The following is an 18,666-nucleotide window of genomic DNA, read 5'->3' on the forward strand; positions in this document are numbered from 1 at the left end:
ATCGGCCATGGCGGCCGGGAAAGGGCTGATCTCCACCATGACCCAGGCGGAAGCGCTCACCATTCCCGCGCATATTCATGGCTATCCGGAGCTTGCGTTCGGCGGCCATCTAGCGGGTCTGCTCGCCGCGCAGCTCGACGCCGATACCGTGCGCGTCGATTTCCGCCGGCCGGTCACCGTGAACACCCCGATTCTGCTGTCGCGGCCCGAGTCCGGCCGTGCCACCCTCACCGGCGTCGACGACACCCTGCTGGTTGAGGCGAGTGCGTCCACACTCACGCTCGATCCGGTCCCTACACCTTCCTGGTCCGAGGCGAAGTCCGCGCTCGACGCGGCCCTGGCCTCCCCGTCGCGGCGCATCACCGACTGCTACGGCTGCGGCGCGGCCTGCGAGCCGGGTCGCGGCCTGCGCCTGTTCCCCTGGCGAGTGCCCGGCACGGAGATCATGGCCACCGCCTGGACACCCGATCCGGGTCTGGCCGACGAAACCGGTGAACTGCCACCGGAAGTCGTGTGGTCGGCCCTCGACTGCCCCGGCGGCCTGGCCGGTTTCGTCTTCTCGAAGATGGGTCAGGGCACTTTCACCGCCGCCCTCACCGCGACCCAGCACGCTCCCGTCTTCGCCGGAGCCGACTACATCTCGCACGCCTGGGTGATCGCTCGCGACGGCCGCAAACACACTGTCGGCGTGGCCCTTTCCACTCCCGACGGCGACCTGTGCGCCCTGGCCGAAGCCCTGTGGATCGAGCCCCGGCAAGCCTGACGCCGTCCCCGCGGAACTGCTGAGCGGTCCGCCGTCGATCGTGTCAGACTGTCCGCGTGGCTGAATCGCCCTCGCCGACCGCTGTTCCGGAACCGGCCCCCGCCGTCGTGCCGACCCCCGCTCCCGATCCCGCGAAGTCCGCGCCACCACCCGCCGTCGCCCGGGGAACGCGGTCGTCCGCGGCAGGCCAGACCAATGCCATGGCCCAGGTCATTCCCTGGGCTACCGTCGGTCCCGCGCTGCGCGACTTCTGGTCCAGCACTTACGCTCCCGAAGTCGCCTATACCGACCGCCTCACCGGCAGATTCCGCAGCTGGGGCCAGATCCTGCGCTTCACGGCCCTGGCCGCCAGCGCGATCGTCACCGGTCTGGCGGGTTTCGAGGGTTCGGCCATTCGGGCCGCCACCGCCCTCGCGGGCGGCATCGCCGTCATCGCCACCGGCAGCCCGAGCATCTTCCGCACCGACCAGCGGGTGGCCACCAACCGAGCCGCCCAACAGTCCCTACTCACCGAAGGCTGGCAATTCGTCTCCGGCGCGGGCACTTACAAGGTCCCCCCGACCCCCGAAACGGCCACCGCCTTCATCACCAACGTCGAACAGATCCTCGTCTCGTACACCAACACCTACATCAAGACCATCGACGAACCGGCACCCACCACCACGCCCAGCTAGCCGTCGAGCACGCAATCCCCGCGACCGATCCTCGTCACCCAGCGGGCCGCATCCGCAGCCGCCTCCCTCGTCATTCCGGCGCGCTCTCGGCCGGGATCCACACGGCGTTGTGGATTCCGGCCACAAGCACGCCGGAATGACGAGGTGGGGCTGCCTCCCGGATCCGTGTGGGTTGCCACCCGGGTACCGGGGCGTCCGCTGCTAGAGGTTGGCGATGGTGTGTTCCAGGCGCTCGGCTACCAGGGCTCGGGCCTGTTCGCGGAGGGCGGGGCGGTAGCCGGACGGGTAGACCGGATCGGTCGGCGTGTAGGACTTCAGGACTTCCTTGGCCAGGGTGATCTTGTGAACCTCGGTGGGGCCGTCCGCGATCGCCATGATCTGGGCGTAGGTCATCATGTCGGTGAAGGGGAGGTCGGTGCTGACGCCGATCGCGCCGTGCAGGTGCATGGCGCGTTGGGCGATGTCGTGCATGACCTTCGGCATGGCGACCTTGATGGCGGCGATGTCGTGGCGGACCTTGCGGTAGTCCTGTTCCTGGTCGATACGCCACGCGGTGCGCAGCACGAGTAGGCGGAACTGTTCCATTTCGATCCAGGAGTCGGCGATCTTCTCCTGGGTCATCTGCTTGCCGCCGAGGACGCCCTTGCCCATGGGGCGGGAGACGGCGCGTTCGCACATCATGTCGAAGGCCTTGCGCACCAAGGCGACCGTGCGCATGGCGTGGTGGACGCGGCCGCCGCCGAGGCGGGTCTGGGCGACGATGAAGCCGAGGCCCTCCGCGCCGAGCAGCGAATCCGCCGGGATGCGGACGTCGGTGAAGCGCAGGTGGCCTTCGTGTTCGCTGAAGCCGGGGACGGTGAAGTTCTTCACCACCTCCAGGCCGGGGGTGTCGGCGGGGACGATGAACATCGAAAGCCGCTGGTGCGGGGCGGCTTCCGGGTCGGTGACGGCCATGACGATGTGGAAGGTGGCGAATTCGGCGGCGGAGTTGAACCACTTCTCGCCGTTGATGACCCAGGAGTCGCCGTCGCGGACCGCACGGGTCTGGAAGGCGGTCGGGTCGGAGCCGCCGGTGGGTTCGGTCATGACGTAGCAGGAGCCGATCTCGCCATCGAGCAAGGGCTGTAGGTACTTCGCCTTCTGCTCGGGGGTGCCGAAGTGGGCGAGGATCTCGGCGTTGCCGGAATCCGGTGCCTGACAACCGAAGACGAGCGGGGCCCACATGGAGGTGCCGAGCACCTCGTTGAGCAGGGCGAGTTTCAGCTGCCCGTAGCCGGGTCCGCCGAGTTCGGGGCCGAGGTGGCACGCCCACAGCTGCTGGTCCTTCACCTGCTGCTGCAACGGTTTCATCAGCGCCCGGATCTCCGGGTTCTGCCGGTCGTAGGGGTTGGGGTAGAGCAGGTCGAGGGGTTCCACCTCGGTCCTGACGAACTCCGCGACCCAGTCGAGTTTCTTCTGGTAGTCCGGATCGGTGCCGAAATCCCAAGCCATGATCAGCCTTTCGTGCTCTTGCGGGGTTGGATGAGTCCGTCCAGGACGGTGGTGCCGAGAATGTCGGCGATTTCGTCGGGGGTGTGCTTGCCTTCGGCGCGGTACCAGAAGGTGACCGAATTGAGCATGCCGAGAATGCTGTTGGTGACGACGTGGTCGGCGGTGCGCAGGACGCCCGAGGTTTTGCCCGCGTCGATCACCTGCTGCCACAGCTGTTGGATGCGGTCGCGCAGCTGCTGCAGCTCGCCGGCCCGTTCACCGGTGAGCGCGGCTCCGTCACGCAATTGGATCGCGACGGCCGCGCGGTTCTCGATGATCAACCGGACGTGGCTGTGGATCAGCTTGCGCAGCTTGGTGACCGGATAGTCGGAACCCTCGGCGATCTGCTCGGCCTCGGCGAGCATCAGCCGGGTGTAGTCGCCGAGGATCTCCCACAGCAGTTCCTCTTTCGAGCCGATGTGGTAGTACAGCGCACCACGCTGCACGTCGGCGCGGTCCCCGATCTCGGCGACGCCGGTGCCGTGGAAGCCCTTCTCCGCGAACAGTTCCAGGGCCGCGCGCACGATCCGCTCGCGGGTCTCCCCCGGTGCGGCGGCGGACGCGGGCGGGCGGCCGCGGCGGCGGGCGGGAACCTCGGCGGTCACCGGAAGCCACCGTCCAGGGCCAGGGTCGAGCCGGTGCAGAAGGCCGAGGCGTCGGAGGCGAAGAACAGGGCGGCCCCGACGATGTCGGCGGGTGCGCCGATGCGGCCGAGCGCGGTGTGCCGGGCCAGTTCGGCGGCGAGTCCCTCGGGCCACGCCTTGGAGATGTCGGTGGCGAAGGGTCCGCAGCGGATGGTGTTCACTCGGACGCCCGGCCCGTAGGTGTGCGCCAATCCCACGGTCAGCGCCTCCAGACCGGCCTTGGCGGCGGCATACGGGACGGCCATCGGTTCGGGGTGCGCGGCCTCGATCGAAGATATATTCACGATCGATCCGCCGCCCGCCGCGGCCATGCGGGTGCCGATGAGCGCCGAGAGCCGGAACGGGCCCTTGAGGTTGGTGGCGATCACCTTGTCGAACATGGCCTCGGAAACCTGGTCCAAGCTGGGGTAGAGCAATGACATCCCGGCGTTGTTGAGCAAGACATCGACCTTGCCGAACTCGCTGTAAGCCGCCTCGACGAGCGTCTCGCACTGCGCCCAATCCCCCACATTGCAGGCCACCGCGAGGGCCCGTCGCCCGGTCTTGGCGCGCACGTCGGAGGCTAGTTCCTCACATGCGTCGAGCTTGCGGCTGGCGATGACGACGTCGGATCCGGCCTCGGCGAGGGCGAGGACCATCTCCCTCCCCAGCCCGCGACTGCCGCCCGTTACCACAGACACCTTGCCCGACAAGGGATTTCCCATGAACTGCACCTTCGCGACGAGCCGTCAGAAAATGTTCCACCCAGTACATTAAATGTACCGATCGATACAATCAAGACCCATCGCGCGAGGCCCCAACCCCCGGGCCGCGAAATACCGCCCGGTAACCGCGAGTAATATGACGCGCGTACTTTTTCCACCCGGCTTCTCGAAATGAGGCAGTAGATGACAGAGCGGATTCAGGTCGGCGGGCTGCAGGTTGCCAAGGTTCTCCACGATTTCGTGGAGAACGAGGCCCTCCCCGGCACCGGTGTTGATTCCGCCGCGTTCTGGTCGGGTGCCGAGGGCGTCATCAATGACCTCGGTCCCCGCAACCGCGCACTGCTGGCGGAACGCGACGACATCCAAGCCAAGATCGACGAGTGGCACCGCGCCAACCCCGGCGCCGGCTACGACAAGGCTGCCTACAAGCAGTTCCTGACTGAGATCGGCTATCTCCGTCCCGAACCGGCCGATTTCCAGATCGGTACCGAGAACGTGGACGCCGAAATCGCCACCCAGGCGGGACCGCAGCTGGTCGTGCCGGTGATGAACGCCCGCTTCGCCATCAATGCGGCGAACGCGCGCTGGGGCTCGCTCTACGACGCCCTGTACGGCACCGATGCCATCTCCGAGGCCAATGGCGCGGAGAAGGGTTCGAGCTACAACAAGGTCCGCGGTGACAAGGTCATCGAGTGGGCGCGCAACTTCCTCGACGACGCGGTGCCGCTGATCACCGGCTCGCACATCGGGTCCACCAAGTACTCGATCGAGGACGGCGAGCTGGTCGTCGGGCTCGAGGACGGCACGGAGATCGGCCTGGCCGACAACACCGCGCTGGTGGGTTACCTGGGTGATCCGGCTGCGCCGACCTCGATCCTGTTGAAGCACAACGGTTTGCACATCGAGATCCAGATCGATCCGTCCTCGCCTGTCGGCTCGACCGACACCGCCGGTGTCAAGGATCTGGTGCTGGAGTCCGCGGTCACCACGATCATGGACTTCGAGGATTCGGTCGCGGCCGTGGACGCCGAGGACAAGGTTCTCTGCTACCACAACTGGCTGGGCCTGATGAAGGGCGATCTGGCCGAGACGGTGTCGAAGGTCGGCAAGACCTTCACCCGCACCATGAACCCGGACCGCGTCTACACCGCGCTCGACGGCAGTGAGCTGGTGCTGCACGGTCGTTCGCTGCTGTTCGTGCGCAATGTGGGTCACCTGATGACCTCCGACGCGATCATCGACGCGGCGGGCAACGAGGTCGGCGAGGGCATCATGGACGGTCTGGTCACCGTCCTGATCGCCAAGCACGCCCTCAACGGCGACACCGCTCTGAAGAACACCCGCACCGGCTCGATCTACATCGTGAAGCCGAAGATGCACGGCCCTGACGAGGTGGCCTTCACCAACGAGCTGTTCGGCCGCATCGAGCAGGTCGTGGACCTGCCGGTGAACACCCTCAAGGTCGGCATCATGGACGAGGAGCGCCGCACCACGGTGAACCTGAAGGCGTCCATCCACGCCGCCAAGGACCGGGTGGTGTTCATCAACACCGGCTTCCTGGACCGCACCGGCGACGAGATCCACACCTCCATGGAGGCCGGGCCGATGGTCCGCAAGGCCGAGATGAAGGCGCAGCAGTGGATCAAGTCCTACGAGGACTGGAACGTCGACACCGGTCTGGCCACCGGCCTGCCCGGCAAGGCGCAGATCGGTAAGGGCATGTGGGCCATGCCCGATCTGATGGCCGACATGCTGGTGCAGAAGATCGCGCAGCCCAAGTCCGGCGCGAACACCGCCTGGGTGCCGTCCCCGACCGCCGCCACCCTGCACGCCACCCACTACCACCTGGTGGATGTGTTCAAGCGGCAGTCCGAGATCGCCAAGGGCGGCCCGCGCGCCACCGTCGACGAGATCCTCGAGATCCCGCTCGCCCCCGACACCAACTGGTCTGCCGAGGAGATCCAGCAGGAGCTGGACAACAACTCGCAGGGCATGCTCGGATACGTGGTGCGCTGGATCGACCAGGGCGTCGGCTGTTCGAAGGTGCCGGACATCAAGGACATCGGCCTCATGGAGGACCGCGCCACCCTGCGCATCTCCTCCCAGCTCATGACCAACTGGCTGCGCCACGGCATCGTCACCGAGGCCGACATCATCGCCTCCCTCGAGCGCATGGCCCCCGTCGTCGACCGCCAGAACGCAGGCGACGCGTCCTACTTCCCCATGTCCCCGGACTTCAACGCCTCCATCGCCTTCCAGGCAGCAAAGGAACTCGTCCTCGAGGGCACCACCCAGCCCAACGGCTACACCGAGCCGATCCTCCACCGCCGCCGCCGCGAGGCCAAGGCCTTCAACAAGTCGGTCTAACCCCCAACTTCGGTTGAGCCCCAACGGAATCCCCGGTCGACCCCCGTCGCCCGGGGATTCCTCTTATCCAGGGCCGATCTTCTCCTGAGGCGGTCGGCGTAGGCTGCGACGGGCACCGATTAGTTTCGAGTGGACAGGAGGTCTACCTGTCATGAGGACATTGATCTACGGGCTCGGTGTGTCCCTGGATGGGTACATCAACGACCGTGACGGTGGTATCGACTGGACTTCTCCTGACGAGGAGTTGCACCAGTTTCACAACAACAGGTTCCGCGACCTCGAACTCGCTCTCAACGGCCGGCGCCTCTACGAACTGATGGCCGACTACTGGCCGCACGTCCCTGCCGACGACCCCTCCCCCATCGCGCGCGAGTTCGGCGCTCTCTGGACTGCGAAACCCAAGGTCGTCTTCTCTCGGACGCTCAAAGAAGTCCAGTGGAACAGCACGCTGGTCAGCGAGAACGCGGTCGAGGAAGTCCGCAGGCTCAAGGCCGAGGGAGACGGTGTCATGGAGGTGGGCGGCGCGAGCTTCGCGGCTTCTCTAATCCCCCACAACGTGATCGACGAGTACCACGTGTACATCTCCCCGGTAGTACTCGGTGGCGGAACCCCATTCTTCCCAGCACTGGACAAACGCATCCACCTCCGCCTAACGCAGACAAGGCAATTCAAAACCGCAACCCTGCTCCGCTACACCCTCGCCTGACCAGCGCTCAGGGATTCACCTGGGTCCAGGCGAGCCATTCGGCGTGGTAGGCGGTCCATGGTCCGGGCAGAACGTGGGGCGTGCGTTCGAGTCGTCATAGCAGCTTGCGGGCTGAAGTTGTTGTGCGGCTGTGGTATACAGTCCGGCGATGTCGTGATTCGATGCGGCGGATGCTTGATCGGGGGATGTATGGGACCGGTGTCTCGGCGGACGGTTTTGGGGCTCATGGCGGTTGGGATCGCTGGGGTTGGGGTGGGGAGGGCTGGGGCTCGGCCGGCGCCGGGGGCGTTGGGGGCGTTGGATGGCGGGTTGTTGTGGGGGGTGGGGATGTCGGGGTATCAGGCTGAGGGGCATACGTTCGACAGCAATCAGATTCGGTATATGGGGAAGCGGGATCCTGAGTTGTTGCGGTATCCGGATTCGGCGGATTTTTACGGGCGGTATGCGTCGGATATCGAGTTGCTAGCGGGGTTGGGGGCGGGGGTTTTTCAGCTGTCTATCGAGTGGTCTCGGGTGCAGCCGGAGGAGGGGGTGTGGTCGGAGGAGGGGTTCGCGTTTTACGATCGGGTGTTGGATGCGCTGGCGGCCAAGGGGATTCGGCCGATGTTGGTGCTCGATCAGTGGGTGTATCCGGGGTGGGTGGCTGATCGGGGTGGGTGGCGGAGTGAGGAGATCGTCGAGCTGTGGCTGGCTAATGCGCGGAAGGTGGTGGCGCGGTATGCCGGTCGGGATCCGTTGTGGATCACCTTCTTTCAGCCGTTCAACTCCATCAAATACGAATGGCGTGACGGGGATCTGGCCACGAATCTGATTCCGGAGATGAATCGGCGGATCGGGCTGGCGCACAATGCCATCTACGATGAGATTCATCGGCTGCAGCCGGATGCGATGGTCAGTATGACGGTCGCGTTCTTCTCCGATGTCGCCGACGGATTCACCAATACCTCACTGACGGACCAGGTCGCCGACCGGCTCGACTACTTCGGGGTGGGTGTCTATTACACGCCCACCCTCGATCTGCTCACCGAGAACCCGCTGACGTGGGGTAATCCGTATGCCTGGCAGGTGCAGCCGGAGACGCTGTACTACGCGCTCACCTATTACGCCCGCCAATACCCGGGTAAGCCGCTCTATGTCCTGGACTGCACGCTCTACTCGGTCAACGGTGAACCCCGCGCCGATGGCTATGACCGCGCGGACCACCTGCGGGACAGCGTGTATTGGCTGCAACGCGCGGTCGCCGACGGTGCCCCGGTGATCGGCTTCAACTATTGGAGCCTCACCGACTCCTTCGAATGGGACGGCTACGACACGCGAACGGGCATCTACCAGGTGGACATCCGCACCGACCCGACCCTCACCCGCCGCCCCACCGTGGTCGCCGACGCGTACCGCACGGTGGTCCGGCAGCGCGGTGTCCCCGCCGAATACCGCCCGGTCCGCAAGCCGCAATCCTGTTCGCTGGTGGACCTTCCGGGCAGCTGCCTGGACCCGGTCACCGTCCCGAACTGAATTGCGTTGACCGGCAACGGTATGCGCCGTTCAGGCGCACACCGCCGGTAGCGTGTGCCCGGGTAGCGCGGCCGCGAGTTGCGCGGCGACGGTCTCACGGGTGAGCGCGCATACGCGTGAGACGGCATGCTCGGCATCCAGATCCCACACCCGCAGCACCCCGTTGTCACCGGCCCCGACGAGGAAGTTCGCCTTGGGATGGAAGGCGACCCGCCAGCCCGGCGAACTGGACTCGGTAATGGACTGCCCCAGCGCTTTCGGATGCGCCGGATCGGAGGTGTCCCACAGCCGCACGGTGGAATCGGTGCCGCCGGTTGCCAGTCGCGTCCCGTCGGCGCTGAAGTCCACCGAGTCCACGGTGATGCTGCTGACCGGCAGTGGATCACCCAGTGCCGTGATCCGTGCCGGGTCGGCAATGTTCCACAATTGCACGGTGCCGGAGTTCCAGCCGGTGACAGCGGTCCGGTGATCGGGGCTGACGGCCAGGCCCGCCGCGCCGGAGTCGCGGGCCGCGTCGGCGCTGCCGATCGGTGTGCGGGAATCGCTCTGCACGAACGCTTTCCATACCTGCAGCTTGTCGGTGAGGGAGACGACCAGTTGGCCGTCCCGGGTCTGGGCCAGCTGCAAGCCGTCCGACATCAGCTGCCGCGACACCGGGATCAACACCGGCCCGCCGATCCGCGCCGGTGCGGCCGGATCGGAGATGTCCCAGAACAGCATCTCCGGCGTGGGCAGGGCCACCAGGGTCGCCATCAGGGGCCGATCGGCCGCGAACGCCGCACCGGCCGCTCCCGGAAAGTGTGCCACCTCGTGGGGTTTCGCCGGATCGGTGATGTCGAGCAGGGTCATGACGCCGTGCAGCAGCAGCGCCACGTAGCGCCCGTCGGCGCTGATGGCCGGCACGGCGGTCGCCGAGATCCCGGCCAGCTCGGTGTCCGGGCGTGGGATCGCGCCCAGCAGGCGCACATCGGCAGGATTCTCGATGTCCCAGATGTGGGCGTCGGTCCCCGGCGCGAGGGTGATCATGCGGCGGCCGTCGGAACTGAGTCCGTTGCTCAGCGCTTCGATCGGCCCGGACTGCCCGGCCAGCACGGAATGCGGCAGTGACCAGCGCTGCACCGTGCCATTGCTCAACCCGGCGACGAATTCCTTGCCGTCGGGATCGAATCCGCTGAACACCGGGCTCGCCGAGCACCCCTGCCCGGCACCGGCGCAACGTGCCGAGGCGCCCGCGAGCTGGGTGCCCAGCACGGTGGGCTGCGACAGGTCGGCGAGGTTCCACAGGGTGGTGCCCTCCACGGTCACCGTCGCCAGCACCGAGCCGTCCGGGGTAGCCGTCGCACCGATCAGGGCATCGGCGGCGGCCACGGTGAACGCGCTGCCCACCCGGGTCAGGGTTCCGGATTGCTCCACACGCGCGAACCGCACCGTGCTGCCGAGTGTTCCGCCCGTCGAAGCCTGGCCCTGGTTGTCGGCCACCAGCACCATCCGTTCGGGGCCCACCGGCACGACCCCCAGCCCCGCGCTGCCCTGCTGCACGGTTGTCGGGCTCGAAATACCCTGCACCGGATCGATATTCGTGCTCAGGATGGATTTCACCGTGCCGAATCCGCCCTGGATGCGGTTCACGGCGATGAGCAGGCCGCGGCTGTCTCCGAGGAAGATCGCGCCGTAGGGCATGCCGTCGAGGGGCAACCGGCCGGGCAGCGCACGCGGCGCGGACGGATCGGTGATGTCCCAGAGGATGACCTCGTGCTGGTGGACGACGGCGAGGAAGTGACCGTCGCGGGTCAGGGTCGCGGTCGCTATGGCGTCACCGGTGTCGAGGGTCTGCCGCGACACGGGATGGGCGGGGTCGGCGACGTCCCAGATCCGCACCCGGTTGTCCGAGCCCGCCGAGAGCAGCAGGTTTCCGGCGGACAGCAGCGTGACGGTCCGGTCGGCGGGATCGGCGATCGCGGCGACCGCCTCCCGGGATCCGCGCGCACCGTCGTTGGGCCACAGCCGGATCCGGTGATCGTCGCCCGCGAGCGCCACCAGATCGTGACCGACGAAGGTCATTGCGGTCAGCTTCCCGGAGTGGTCGACGAAACTCGAAGCGACGGGCAGGTTCTGGGTCGCGATCAGCCGCGAGTCGACGTCGGTGTCGTCCGGTCGCATCCGGTGCGCGAGCACGGTCAGTTCCGCTGACAGCGTCGGGTCGCTGCCCTGTACCCGGTCGGCCTCGCTCACCACCGAGTTGAAGAACGCCTGGTCGCGCTCCCGGCCCGCGACACTGGTGTTCACGTACCCGACCAGCGCCGCCACCAGCAGCAGCACCACCCCGAACGCGATCGCCGCCTGTGTCCCGGTGCGTCGTTTGCGTGCGCGAACCGCCGCGTCGAGGAAAGCCTCTGTCCCCCGGGCTGATTCGGCGGGTGGCCGGGCCGGCGACCGCCGGTGGCGGCGGGCTCCTTCCAGGCGATCGCCCCGGTACAGCAGCGCGCCGGAGCGCCCCGAGCGTTCCCAGTCCGCGGCATCGGCGGCGGTGCGCTGGCGGATGAGGTGGCCTTCGCGGTCGGCGTCGAGCCATTCGCGCAGTTGCGGCCACGCGTCGAGCACGACTTCGTGGGCGAGGTAGGCGGTGTCGTCGTCGACAGTGATGAGGCGGGCCTGGGTGAGGGTTTCGAAGGCCGCCGCGGCGTCCTCGGAATGTGCCGCGTGGCTCAGGATTTCATCGCGGGAGACCCGGCGGCGGGTGTCGCGGGTGCCGTCGCCGACATTGACCATGCGTAACAGCAGGTCCTTGGCCGCTGCCTGCTCCTCCGCATTCAGTTTCGCCCAGGCCGTCGTGGCGGTGTGTGCCACCGATCCGGCGACGCCCGCGGCGGCGCGATATCCGGCGATGGTGAGCTGGTTCTTGTCCCGCAGCCGCCACACCGACGCCATCACATGCGACAGCAGTGGCAGCGTGCCGGAACCCTCGGTGCCGGAAAGGTGGCCGAGCCCCACCAGTTCGGCGGCGATCAGTTCGGCGAGGCCGGGTTCGAGCCGGAGTCCGGCCCGGCGTGCGGGTTCGGTGATGGCGGCGGTGATCTCGTCGCCACGCATCGGCCCGAGCACGAAAGTCCTGCGGGTGCAGGCTTCCACGAGTTCCGGCGTTTCCAGACATCGGGCGAAGAAGTCCGCTCGCACCCCGATCACGACCGTCTGTCCCGCGCTCGCCCGGTCGACCAGCCTCCCCAGCACCTTCGCACGAGCCGCGTCGTCGGGTGCCGACGTGAACACTTCCTCGAACTGATCGATGATCGTCAGCTCGCGCCGATCCGAGTGATCCGTGAGCTGCTCTGCCGCTGAATCCTCCGAACGCCAAGGGGTTCCGCTCGCCACGGTCCATTCCTTGCCGAGCGCCGGTACCAGCCCCGCGGCCAGCAGCGAGGACTTCCCCGCCCCCGACGCCCCGACCAGCACGACGATGCCACCGCCGCCCGCCGAGGTCGCCGTCACCAGCTCGACCAGTTCGCCGGTCGCCCGCTCGCGTCCGAAGAACCAGTCCGCGTCGGCGCTGCGGTAGGGATCCAGCCCGGCGTAGGGACAGTTCACCGCCAATTCCGGGGTCCACGAATCGCATTCGCGCCACAGCTGCTGCCAGGCCCGGATGTCGAGGAGTTCCGGCTCGGTCGCCGTGCCGCGCTCGCCGACCAGGTCGATCAAGGTCAGCAGTACCGGCCGCAGCGAATCGAACTGCGCCGGAACATTGTCCCCGCGCTTCCAGGCGCTGATCCGCTGCACCCGCACCGTCCCCCGGGTCGCTGCCGCCCGAGCTCCCCGCCCGCGCTCATTGGCCGCCCGCGCCACCCGATCCATGGTCGGGTCCCCCGCCAGTACCCACAGGTCCCCGAGCCGTCGAACCAGCTCCTCCCGGGGAGTCCCCACCGGCTGCTCCCCATTGCCTTCGACCACAACCACTCCAGATCCCAGCTCGTACTGTGCCGGAACAGATTACGGCCGAGCCCTGACTTCGGCACCGCCATCGAATTCCGGTCGCCTCAGGGCGATTGGGCATCGAGAGCGTCGAGGGCGGCCGTCTGGGTGGCGAAGTTGGGCCGGTCGTCGGGTTGCGGGAGGGGCTGCCAGCGGAAGCCGTATTCGTCGTCCACACCGGTCAGGGTGTCGGCTTGGCGGTTGAGGAAATCGGCTGTGACGGTTCGGGAGTGCCCGGTGTCGAGCAGTTCTCGGTAGGAGCGCACGAAGACGCCCTTGAATACTTCGGCGTCATGGCAGGCGGGGCCCGGGCAGTCCGTGGCAGCGGGCTCCCCCAACAACCCGGCTTGCAGGAACGGTGAGCCGGGACCGGTGGTCGCGGCGGCGATCGCATCGGCGGCACCGAGCAGATCGCGGCTTCCGGTGGCCCGGTACAAGGCCGCCAGCGCACTCATCATGACGCCTTGATCGTAGGTCCAGCGAGTGCCGGGATCGGTTACGCCGCAACTGTTGTCGGCGTCGATATCGAGGTGGTCATCGATCAGGCCGGAGCCGTCGAACAGCGCGTGACCGTGCTGCCGGGTGAACCATTGCCAGGCTTGTTGTGCGCGGCCGAGATAACCGGGGCGGCTTGCCGATTCGACCCTGGTGCTCAGCAGCGCGGTGACCGTCAGGTACAGCCCGTTGGTGATCGTATTGACCTGGGTCCACGGGTGCAGTTGCGGGTCGATCCCGGTCCGGGCCCACCGCAACCCGCCACCGCAGGATGCGGCGCGCTGGGTGTCGGCGCGGTCGGCGATGGCACGCGCAGCGTCGAGATAGCGGGAATCGCCGGTGAGGTCGAAGGCTCGAACCCAGGCCCACGCCCACCACAGTTCGTCGTCGTTGTAGCCGGTGTCCCTGGGAACGCCAGTCCGCGAGACCGATCCGTGCCGGTAGGTCTCGTCGAGATAGCCGAGGTACTGCCGGTCACCGGTGCGGGCCATGTAGTCGATGACCGCGATCAGCGCGTCGGCGCTCTGCCAGGTGCTGGCGTCGTTCTCCCAGAGACCGGTGTCATGGTCGTAGCGGTCCAGCAGCCGTTCCAGCGCCCGCGTCCGACGATCCGGCGGCGGTTCCTGCGATCCGATCCAGCGCGAGCACCGAATCTCCGGCCTGTCGGCGGCTTTTCCGCACGCACGCAGCACGCCGCCCGCGTACGAATGCGGCTGCGTGTGCGCCGCCGTCGAACCCGCGGCGACCGTGACTGTTTCGAGCCGGCTCGCCGAAGCAGCGCGGTCACCGCGCCGGTCGAGCCACACGCTGTCGCCGGGTTGCCCGTTCCCGATCGTCGCTGTCGCCATGTCCTCCACGGCATTCAACGCGATCACCCGTGACCATTGCCGAACTTGCAGCGTCACCGTGCCCGGCGCGACACTCTCCCTCGCCGAATACGGCTGCACCACCAGCAGAATGGCCGCGACCACCAGGACCAGCGCGGCGACTCCCCACCCCGCCCGCCCGCCGCTGCCCACGACCGACACCCTAACCGCCCGAGAGGCCAACGAGCCGAGGGAGTTTCGGCGCGTTGGCCCCGGGGCGGCGGGATTCGGTCAGAGACTGGTGGAGGCGGTGGCGAATTCACCCGCGGAAGCGAGAGCGACATCCTCTTCGACCTCGTGCGGGGTCAGGCGGCGGCCGGAGTTGGCCAGGCCGAACCCGGCCAACAGGGCGGCCAGGGCGAAGAACGCTGCGCCGGTGAGGAAAGCGATCCGGTACGCACCTTCCGCCGGGAGGGCGACGACCGCACCGGTCGGGAGCTTGTGGGCGAGGGTGTCGCTGGTGAGGATGGTGACCACCAGGGCACTGCCGATCGCACCACCCACGGTGCGCATGATCGAGTTGATGGAATTGGCGATGCCGGTTTCCTGCGGGGCCACGTTCGCGACGAGCAGCGCGGGCATAGCGGCATAGGCGATGGCGATCGCGGAGTTCGCGACGATCAGGGCGGCAACGACTTCCGCGCTGGTGGTGTGCAGCAGGGCCAGCGAGGTCAGCGAGCACAGCCCGATGACGCTGGCGATCAGCAGCACGTAGCGCGCACCGATGCGGCCGACGAGGCGTCCGGCGATCGGGCCCATCAGGACCGAGGCCACCGCGCCCGGGAGCATGAACGCCACGCTGGTGCGCAGTACCGAAGCGCCGAAACCGAATCCGGCCAGCGCGCGCGGGGTGGCCACGAAGTAGGTCGCCCCGAGGAACACGCTGAACATCGCGAAGCCGACGCAGAAGCTCGCCAGATTGGTGACCGCGACCGGTCGATGCGCCAGCAGCGAGGTCGACACCAGCGGCGAGCGCAGCTTGGACTGCAGCACCAGGAACCCGGCCAGCACGACGACCGAGGCGATGAACAGTCCGATCACCCGGGCACTGCCCCAACCCCATTCGTGGCCCTGCGAGATCGGCAGCAGCAGGCAGACCAGGCCGAGGCCCAGCACCGCCGCGCCCAGGTAGTCGACGCGTCCGCCCTGACCCGCACGACGCGGCAGCGTGAAGAACGCCAGCGCCAGCACCACGACGGTCAGCACGACGCACAGCCAGAAGATGCGCCGGTAGTCCGCGCCACCCTGGGTCAGCAGACCCGTGGCCACCAGCGCGACACCGCTACCCACACCAAGCGTCGACGCGGTGACGGCCAGTGCCCCGGTCAGCCGTTCGGCGGGCAGTTCGTGGCGCAGCACGCTGATCGCCAGCGGGAACAGTCCGAAGCTGGCTCCCTGCAAGGCCCTTCCGACGATCAGCAGGTCGATGCTGTGCGCCGACGCGGCGATCAGGCTGCCGGCCAGCGTCACGACCAGTGTCGCCAGGATGACGGGCTTGTGCCCGTACACATCCCCGAGTCGTCCGAGCAGCGGTGTCAGGGCCGAGGCGGCCAGCATGGTCGCGGTCGTCACCCAGCCGACGGTCGTCGCCGAGACGCCGAGCTGCAGACCGATCTGGGGAAGCGCGGGCACGGGCAGTGTCTGCGCCATGGCCAGAAGAAACACGGTGCTGGCCATGGTCAGCACGATCGCGGTCGGCGAGACGGAACGCCGATGCTCGAGCGGGGAGGTCATTGCTGGGACTCTACGACGGAATCGACACAGTGTCGATTATGATAGACGCCACGTCTACAGTGGGAATGGAAAGCGCTCTATGGTGAGGTCATGGCAGCGAAGGGCGGACCCAAGGTGAACCAGACCCGAGGCACGACCGAGGGAGTCCGCCGCCGCGGCGCCATGTCGAAGGGCGATCAACGCGAGGGCCAGATCCTCGATGCGACCCGCCACCTGCTGACGAAGAAGTCGATGGCCCATCTGACGGTCGACGACATCACGACCGCGACCGGAATCTCGCGCACCAGCTTCTACTTCTATTTCCCGTCCAAGCAGGCGGTGCTGGCCCGCCTGATGGAGGACGTGAGCGACCGCTACGCCGAGACCCACGTCTGGTTACCGTCGAACGGCCCGCAGCGTGAACTCCTGCGCACCCAGCTGATGGGAGCCGCCGAGGTCTGGCACGACAACAATGCGATTCTGGTCTGCTCGCTCGAGGGTTACGACAGCAGTTATCCCCCGCTGACGGAATTCATCGCCGCCATCCAGACCCGTTTCACCAGCGGCCTGGCCGCCAAGATCGAGCGCGACCGCGCGGCCGGGCTGGCCCCGGAGGGCATCGACTCGGCCACGCTGGCCGCGCTGGTCACCCTGATGCGCGACGGCCGGCTCTCGCAGCTGTCCGCGGCACCCCGCGAGGACCTGACCCGCGATGTCGACGATCTGACCGAAGCGATCCTGCGCCTGGTCTACGGCCGAGTGGACTGACCCCGGCAGTCCGCGTACCGACGGGCCATCTCGGCGGCCTCGGCGGCGACCCGACAGCGAAGTTCCTCAGGCGCAAGGACTTCCGCGCCCGCGCCGAGCCGGAGGATGTCGGGCACCGCCCGATCCAGGGATTCGATGGGCAGGCGGACTTCGTAATACCCGTCGGGGGCCTGGGCGGTCGCAGAGTCCTGCGCGGCCTGGGCCGACGCCGCGTCCAGGAGTTCGGGAAGGCGGTCGAAGGTCTCCGGATTCAGCCGGACCCTGGCCGAATCACGGTGGCGGCGTTGGTCGAAGGATTCGAGATACCCGGCCCAGTAGGCCGCCAGATCGAAGTCCGGTGGCCGCGTGAAAGGGGCGTCGAGAACCTGCAACTCCATGATTCGCGAGATCCGATAGGTGCGCAGCCGGTCGTCGAGGTGGCCGACCAGGTACCAGTTGCCGGATTTCAGGATCAGGCCCAGCGGCTCGGTGGTTCGCGTCACCAGATGCGGTGTGGCCCAGCGAATGTAGTTGAAGCGCAGGGCACGCTCGTTCCAGACCGCGTCCGCGACGGTGGTCAGGTACGGGGTCGGCTCGGCGGCGGTGTACCAGCCGGGCGCGTCTAGGTGGAAGCGTTCGGCGACCCGCCCGGCGCGGTCGCGGAGTTCGGGCGGCAGCGCGGTCATCACCTTCAGGTTGGCGGCGGTGACGATCGCGCCCAGCCCCAGATCGGCGGCGGCGCCGGGCAATCCGGACAGGAACAGTGATTCCGCCTCGTCGGCGGTGAGCAGGTTGAGCCGTGCCCGGAAACCGTCGACGAGGCGGTAGCCGCCCTCGTGGCCGGGATCGCCGTAGACGGGGATGCCCGCCGCGGACAGCGATTCCATATCGCGGTAGACGGTGCGCACCGAGACTTCCAGCTGTTCGGCCAGCTCCTGCGCGGTCACCCGATCGCGCGTCTGCAACAGCAGCAGGATCGACATGAGACGGCTGGCGCGCATGAATTCGATTCTCCCGCAATCCACTGACACTAGATGTCAGTGGAGTGCCGCTACCTTTCCCCTCGTTCCGAACAATACGAATGAGGAGACACCACAATGCCTTTCATCGAAACCCGCACCGGCACGTCATTGTTCTATCGGGACTGGGGCACCGGCCGTCCGGTGTTGTTCCTCGCGGCGGCCGGGATGGACAGCATCGAAGCGCGCGGCGTGATGGCCGATCTGGTGGCGCACGGGCTGCGGGCCATCGCGCTCGACCGTCGCGGCCACGGCCGCTCCGACGATCCCGGACTGGGCTACGACTACGACACCCTCGCCGACGACATCGCCGACCTGATCGAGCATTTGAGCCTGCACCGGTTGGTCGTGGTCGGCCATTCCATGGGCGGCGGCGAGATCGTGCGCTACCTGACCCGCTACGGCAGCGACCGGATCGAACGAATCGTGCTGGTGGCCGCGGCCTTGCCGCTGCTGCTGGCGACCGCGGACAATCCGGACGGCGTCCCGGCCGAGGCGGCCGACGCGCTGCGTGATTCGTGGCGGCATCACCAGGATGTCTGGCTGCGCGACAATACAGATCCCTATCTCGGCGTGGGCCTGCCGGGGTGCGAGGTGAGCCAGGTCGCCCGCGATCGGGTACAGGCGTCGATCTCCTACGACACTTCCTTGCAGGCAATCCTCGAGTGCAATCGAGCGGTGGTGGAGACCGATTTCCGCGCCGAGCTGCGCGCGATCGATGTGCCGACGCTCATCATCCACGGCGACGCCGACGCCTCGATCCCCCTCGACTTCGGCGGCCGCCGCCAGGCCGAACTCATCCCGGGCAGCGAGCTGACCGTCTACGAGAACGCCCCGCACGGCATCTATCTCACCCACGGCCCACGCCTGACCGCCGACCTCCTGGCATTCTTGGATAAATCCCAGGTGGAAGCATCCGAATATGCTGTGCTCCAGCGGAGTTCCGCCGGATCCTGAGCGGCG

General features: G+C 67.5%; 14 protein-coding genes and 1 pseudogene. 7 read left to right on the forward strand and 8 right to left on the reverse strand.

Going from position 1 to position 18,666, the window contains the following annotated elements:
* Nucleotides 1-7 precede the first annotated feature (7 nt).
* Nucleotides 8-763, forward strand: a complete 756-nt coding sequence (locus ACFXHA_RS04905) for a PaaI family thioesterase (RefSeq protein ID WP_379352991.1) — start codon at nucleotides 8-10, stop codon at nucleotides 761-763.
* Between the two features lie 56 nt (nucleotides 764-819).
* Nucleotides 820-1,437, forward strand: coding sequence for a DUF4231 domain-containing protein (locus ACFXHA_RS04910; protein WP_379352993.1), 618 nt, complete (start codon nucleotides 820-822; stop codon nucleotides 1,435-1,437).
* 201 nt (nucleotides 1,438-1,638) lie between these two features.
* Here ACFXHA_RS04910 and ACFXHA_RS04915 read toward each other — a convergent pair whose 3' ends face one another.
* From ACFXHA_RS04915 to ACFXHA_RS04925, 3 genes are read right to left on the reverse strand one after another with little or no spacing between them, the layout of a single operon-like run.
* Entirely contained in the window at nucleotides 1,639-2,928 is a 1,290-nt protein-coding gene (locus tag ACFXHA_RS04915; RefSeq protein WP_379352995.1) for an acyl-CoA dehydrogenase family protein, read from the reverse strand.
* 2 nt (nucleotides 2,929-2,930) lie between these two features.
* The gene (locus ACFXHA_RS04920) at nucleotides 2,931-3,572 is read right to left on the reverse strand and encodes a TetR/AcrR family transcriptional regulator (protein ID WP_379352997.1); all 642 of its coding nucleotides are present in this window, start codon (nucleotides 3,570-3,572) and stop codon (nucleotides 2,931-2,933) included.
* Nucleotides 3,569-4,315, reverse strand: coding sequence for an SDR family NAD(P)-dependent oxidoreductase (locus ACFXHA_RS04925; protein ID WP_379352999.1), 747 nt, complete (start codon nucleotides 4,313-4,315; stop codon nucleotides 3,569-3,571). Before ACFXHA_RS04925 ends, ACFXHA_RS04920 begins: the two co-directional genes overlap by 4 nt.
* 183 nt (nucleotides 4,316-4,498) lie before the next feature.
* On the opposite strand from ACFXHA_RS04925, the gene ACFXHA_RS04930 reads away from it, so the two are divergent.
* The 3 genes from ACFXHA_RS04930 (at nucleotide 4,499) to ACFXHA_RS04940 (ending at nucleotide 8,900) form a co-directional block, all read left to right on the forward strand.
* The gene (locus ACFXHA_RS04930) at nucleotides 4,499-6,682 is read left to right on the forward strand and encodes a malate synthase G (RefSeq protein WP_379353001.1); all 2,184 of its coding nucleotides are present in this window, start codon (nucleotides 4,499-4,501) and stop codon (nucleotides 6,680-6,682) included.
* Between the two features lie 151 nt (nucleotides 6,683-6,833).
* Entirely contained in the window at nucleotides 6,834-7,388 is a 555-nt protein-coding gene (locus ACFXHA_RS04935; protein WP_379353003.1) for a dihydrofolate reductase family protein, read from the forward strand.
* Between the two features lie 225 nt (nucleotides 7,389-7,613).
* Nucleotides 7,614-8,900: a family 1 glycosylhydrolase gene (locus ACFXHA_RS04940; protein ID WP_379353005.1), complete on the forward strand. Its 1,287-nt coding sequence runs from the start codon at nucleotides 7,614-7,616 to the stop codon at nucleotides 8,898-8,900.
* A gap of 30 nt (nucleotides 8,901-8,930) precedes the next feature.
* Here ACFXHA_RS04940 and ACFXHA_RS04945 read toward each other — a convergent pair whose 3' ends face one another.
* From ACFXHA_RS04945 to ACFXHA_RS04960, 4 genes and pseudogenes are all read right to left on the reverse strand, one after another.
* On the reverse strand, nucleotides 8,931-11,060 hold the full coding sequence (locus tag ACFXHA_RS04945; RefSeq protein WP_379353465.1) for a WD40 repeat domain-containing protein: 2,130 nt from the start codon (nucleotides 11,058-11,060) through the stop codon (nucleotides 8,931-8,933).
* Nucleotides 11,061-11,447: 387 nt separating this feature from the next.
* Nucleotides 11,448-12,746 (reverse strand): annotated as a pseudogene (locus tag ACFXHA_RS04950) (AAA family ATPase); the annotation flags it as partial.
* A 182-nt stretch (nucleotides 12,747-12,928) separates the two neighbouring features.
* Nucleotides 12,929-14,377, reverse strand: a complete 1,449-nt coding sequence (locus tag ACFXHA_RS04955; RefSeq protein WP_379353007.1) for a glycoside hydrolase family 76 protein — start codon at nucleotides 14,375-14,377, stop codon at nucleotides 12,929-12,931.
* A 78-nt stretch (nucleotides 14,378-14,455) separates the two neighbouring features.
* Nucleotides 14,456-15,958 carry an MFS transporter gene (locus ACFXHA_RS04960; protein ID WP_379353009.1) on the reverse strand — a complete coding sequence of 501 codons (1,503 nt, stop codon included), beginning with the start codon at nucleotides 15,956-15,958 and terminating at the stop codon, nucleotides 14,456-14,458.
* 90 nt (nucleotides 15,959-16,048) lie between these two features.
* On the opposite strand from ACFXHA_RS04960, the gene ACFXHA_RS04965 reads away from it, so the two are divergent.
* Nucleotides 16,049-16,705, forward strand: coding sequence for a TetR/AcrR family transcriptional regulator (locus tag ACFXHA_RS04965; RefSeq protein ID WP_379353011.1), 657 nt, complete (start codon nucleotides 16,049-16,051; stop codon nucleotides 16,703-16,705).
* On the opposite strand, the gene ACFXHA_RS04970 is transcribed toward ACFXHA_RS04965, so the two are convergent.
* Nucleotides 16,687-17,685, reverse strand: coding sequence for a helix-turn-helix transcriptional regulator (locus ACFXHA_RS04970; RefSeq protein ID WP_379353013.1), 999 nt, complete (start codon nucleotides 17,683-17,685; stop codon nucleotides 16,687-16,689). The genes ACFXHA_RS04965 and ACFXHA_RS04970 overlap by 19 nt on opposite strands.
* A 96-nt stretch (nucleotides 17,686-17,781) precedes the next feature.
* Between ACFXHA_RS04970 and ACFXHA_RS04975 the strand changes: the two genes are divergently transcribed.
* Complete coding sequence (locus ACFXHA_RS04975) at nucleotides 17,782-18,660, forward strand: alpha/beta fold hydrolase (RefSeq protein WP_379353014.1); 879 nt, start codon at nucleotides 17,782-17,784, stop codon at nucleotides 18,658-18,660.
* Nucleotides 18,661-18,666 lie beyond the last annotated feature (6 nt).

This window comes from Nocardia sp. NPDC059240, assembly GCF_042753865.1.
Lineage (GTDB): Bacteria > Actinomycetota > Actinomycetes > Mycobacteriales > Mycobacteriaceae > Nocardia.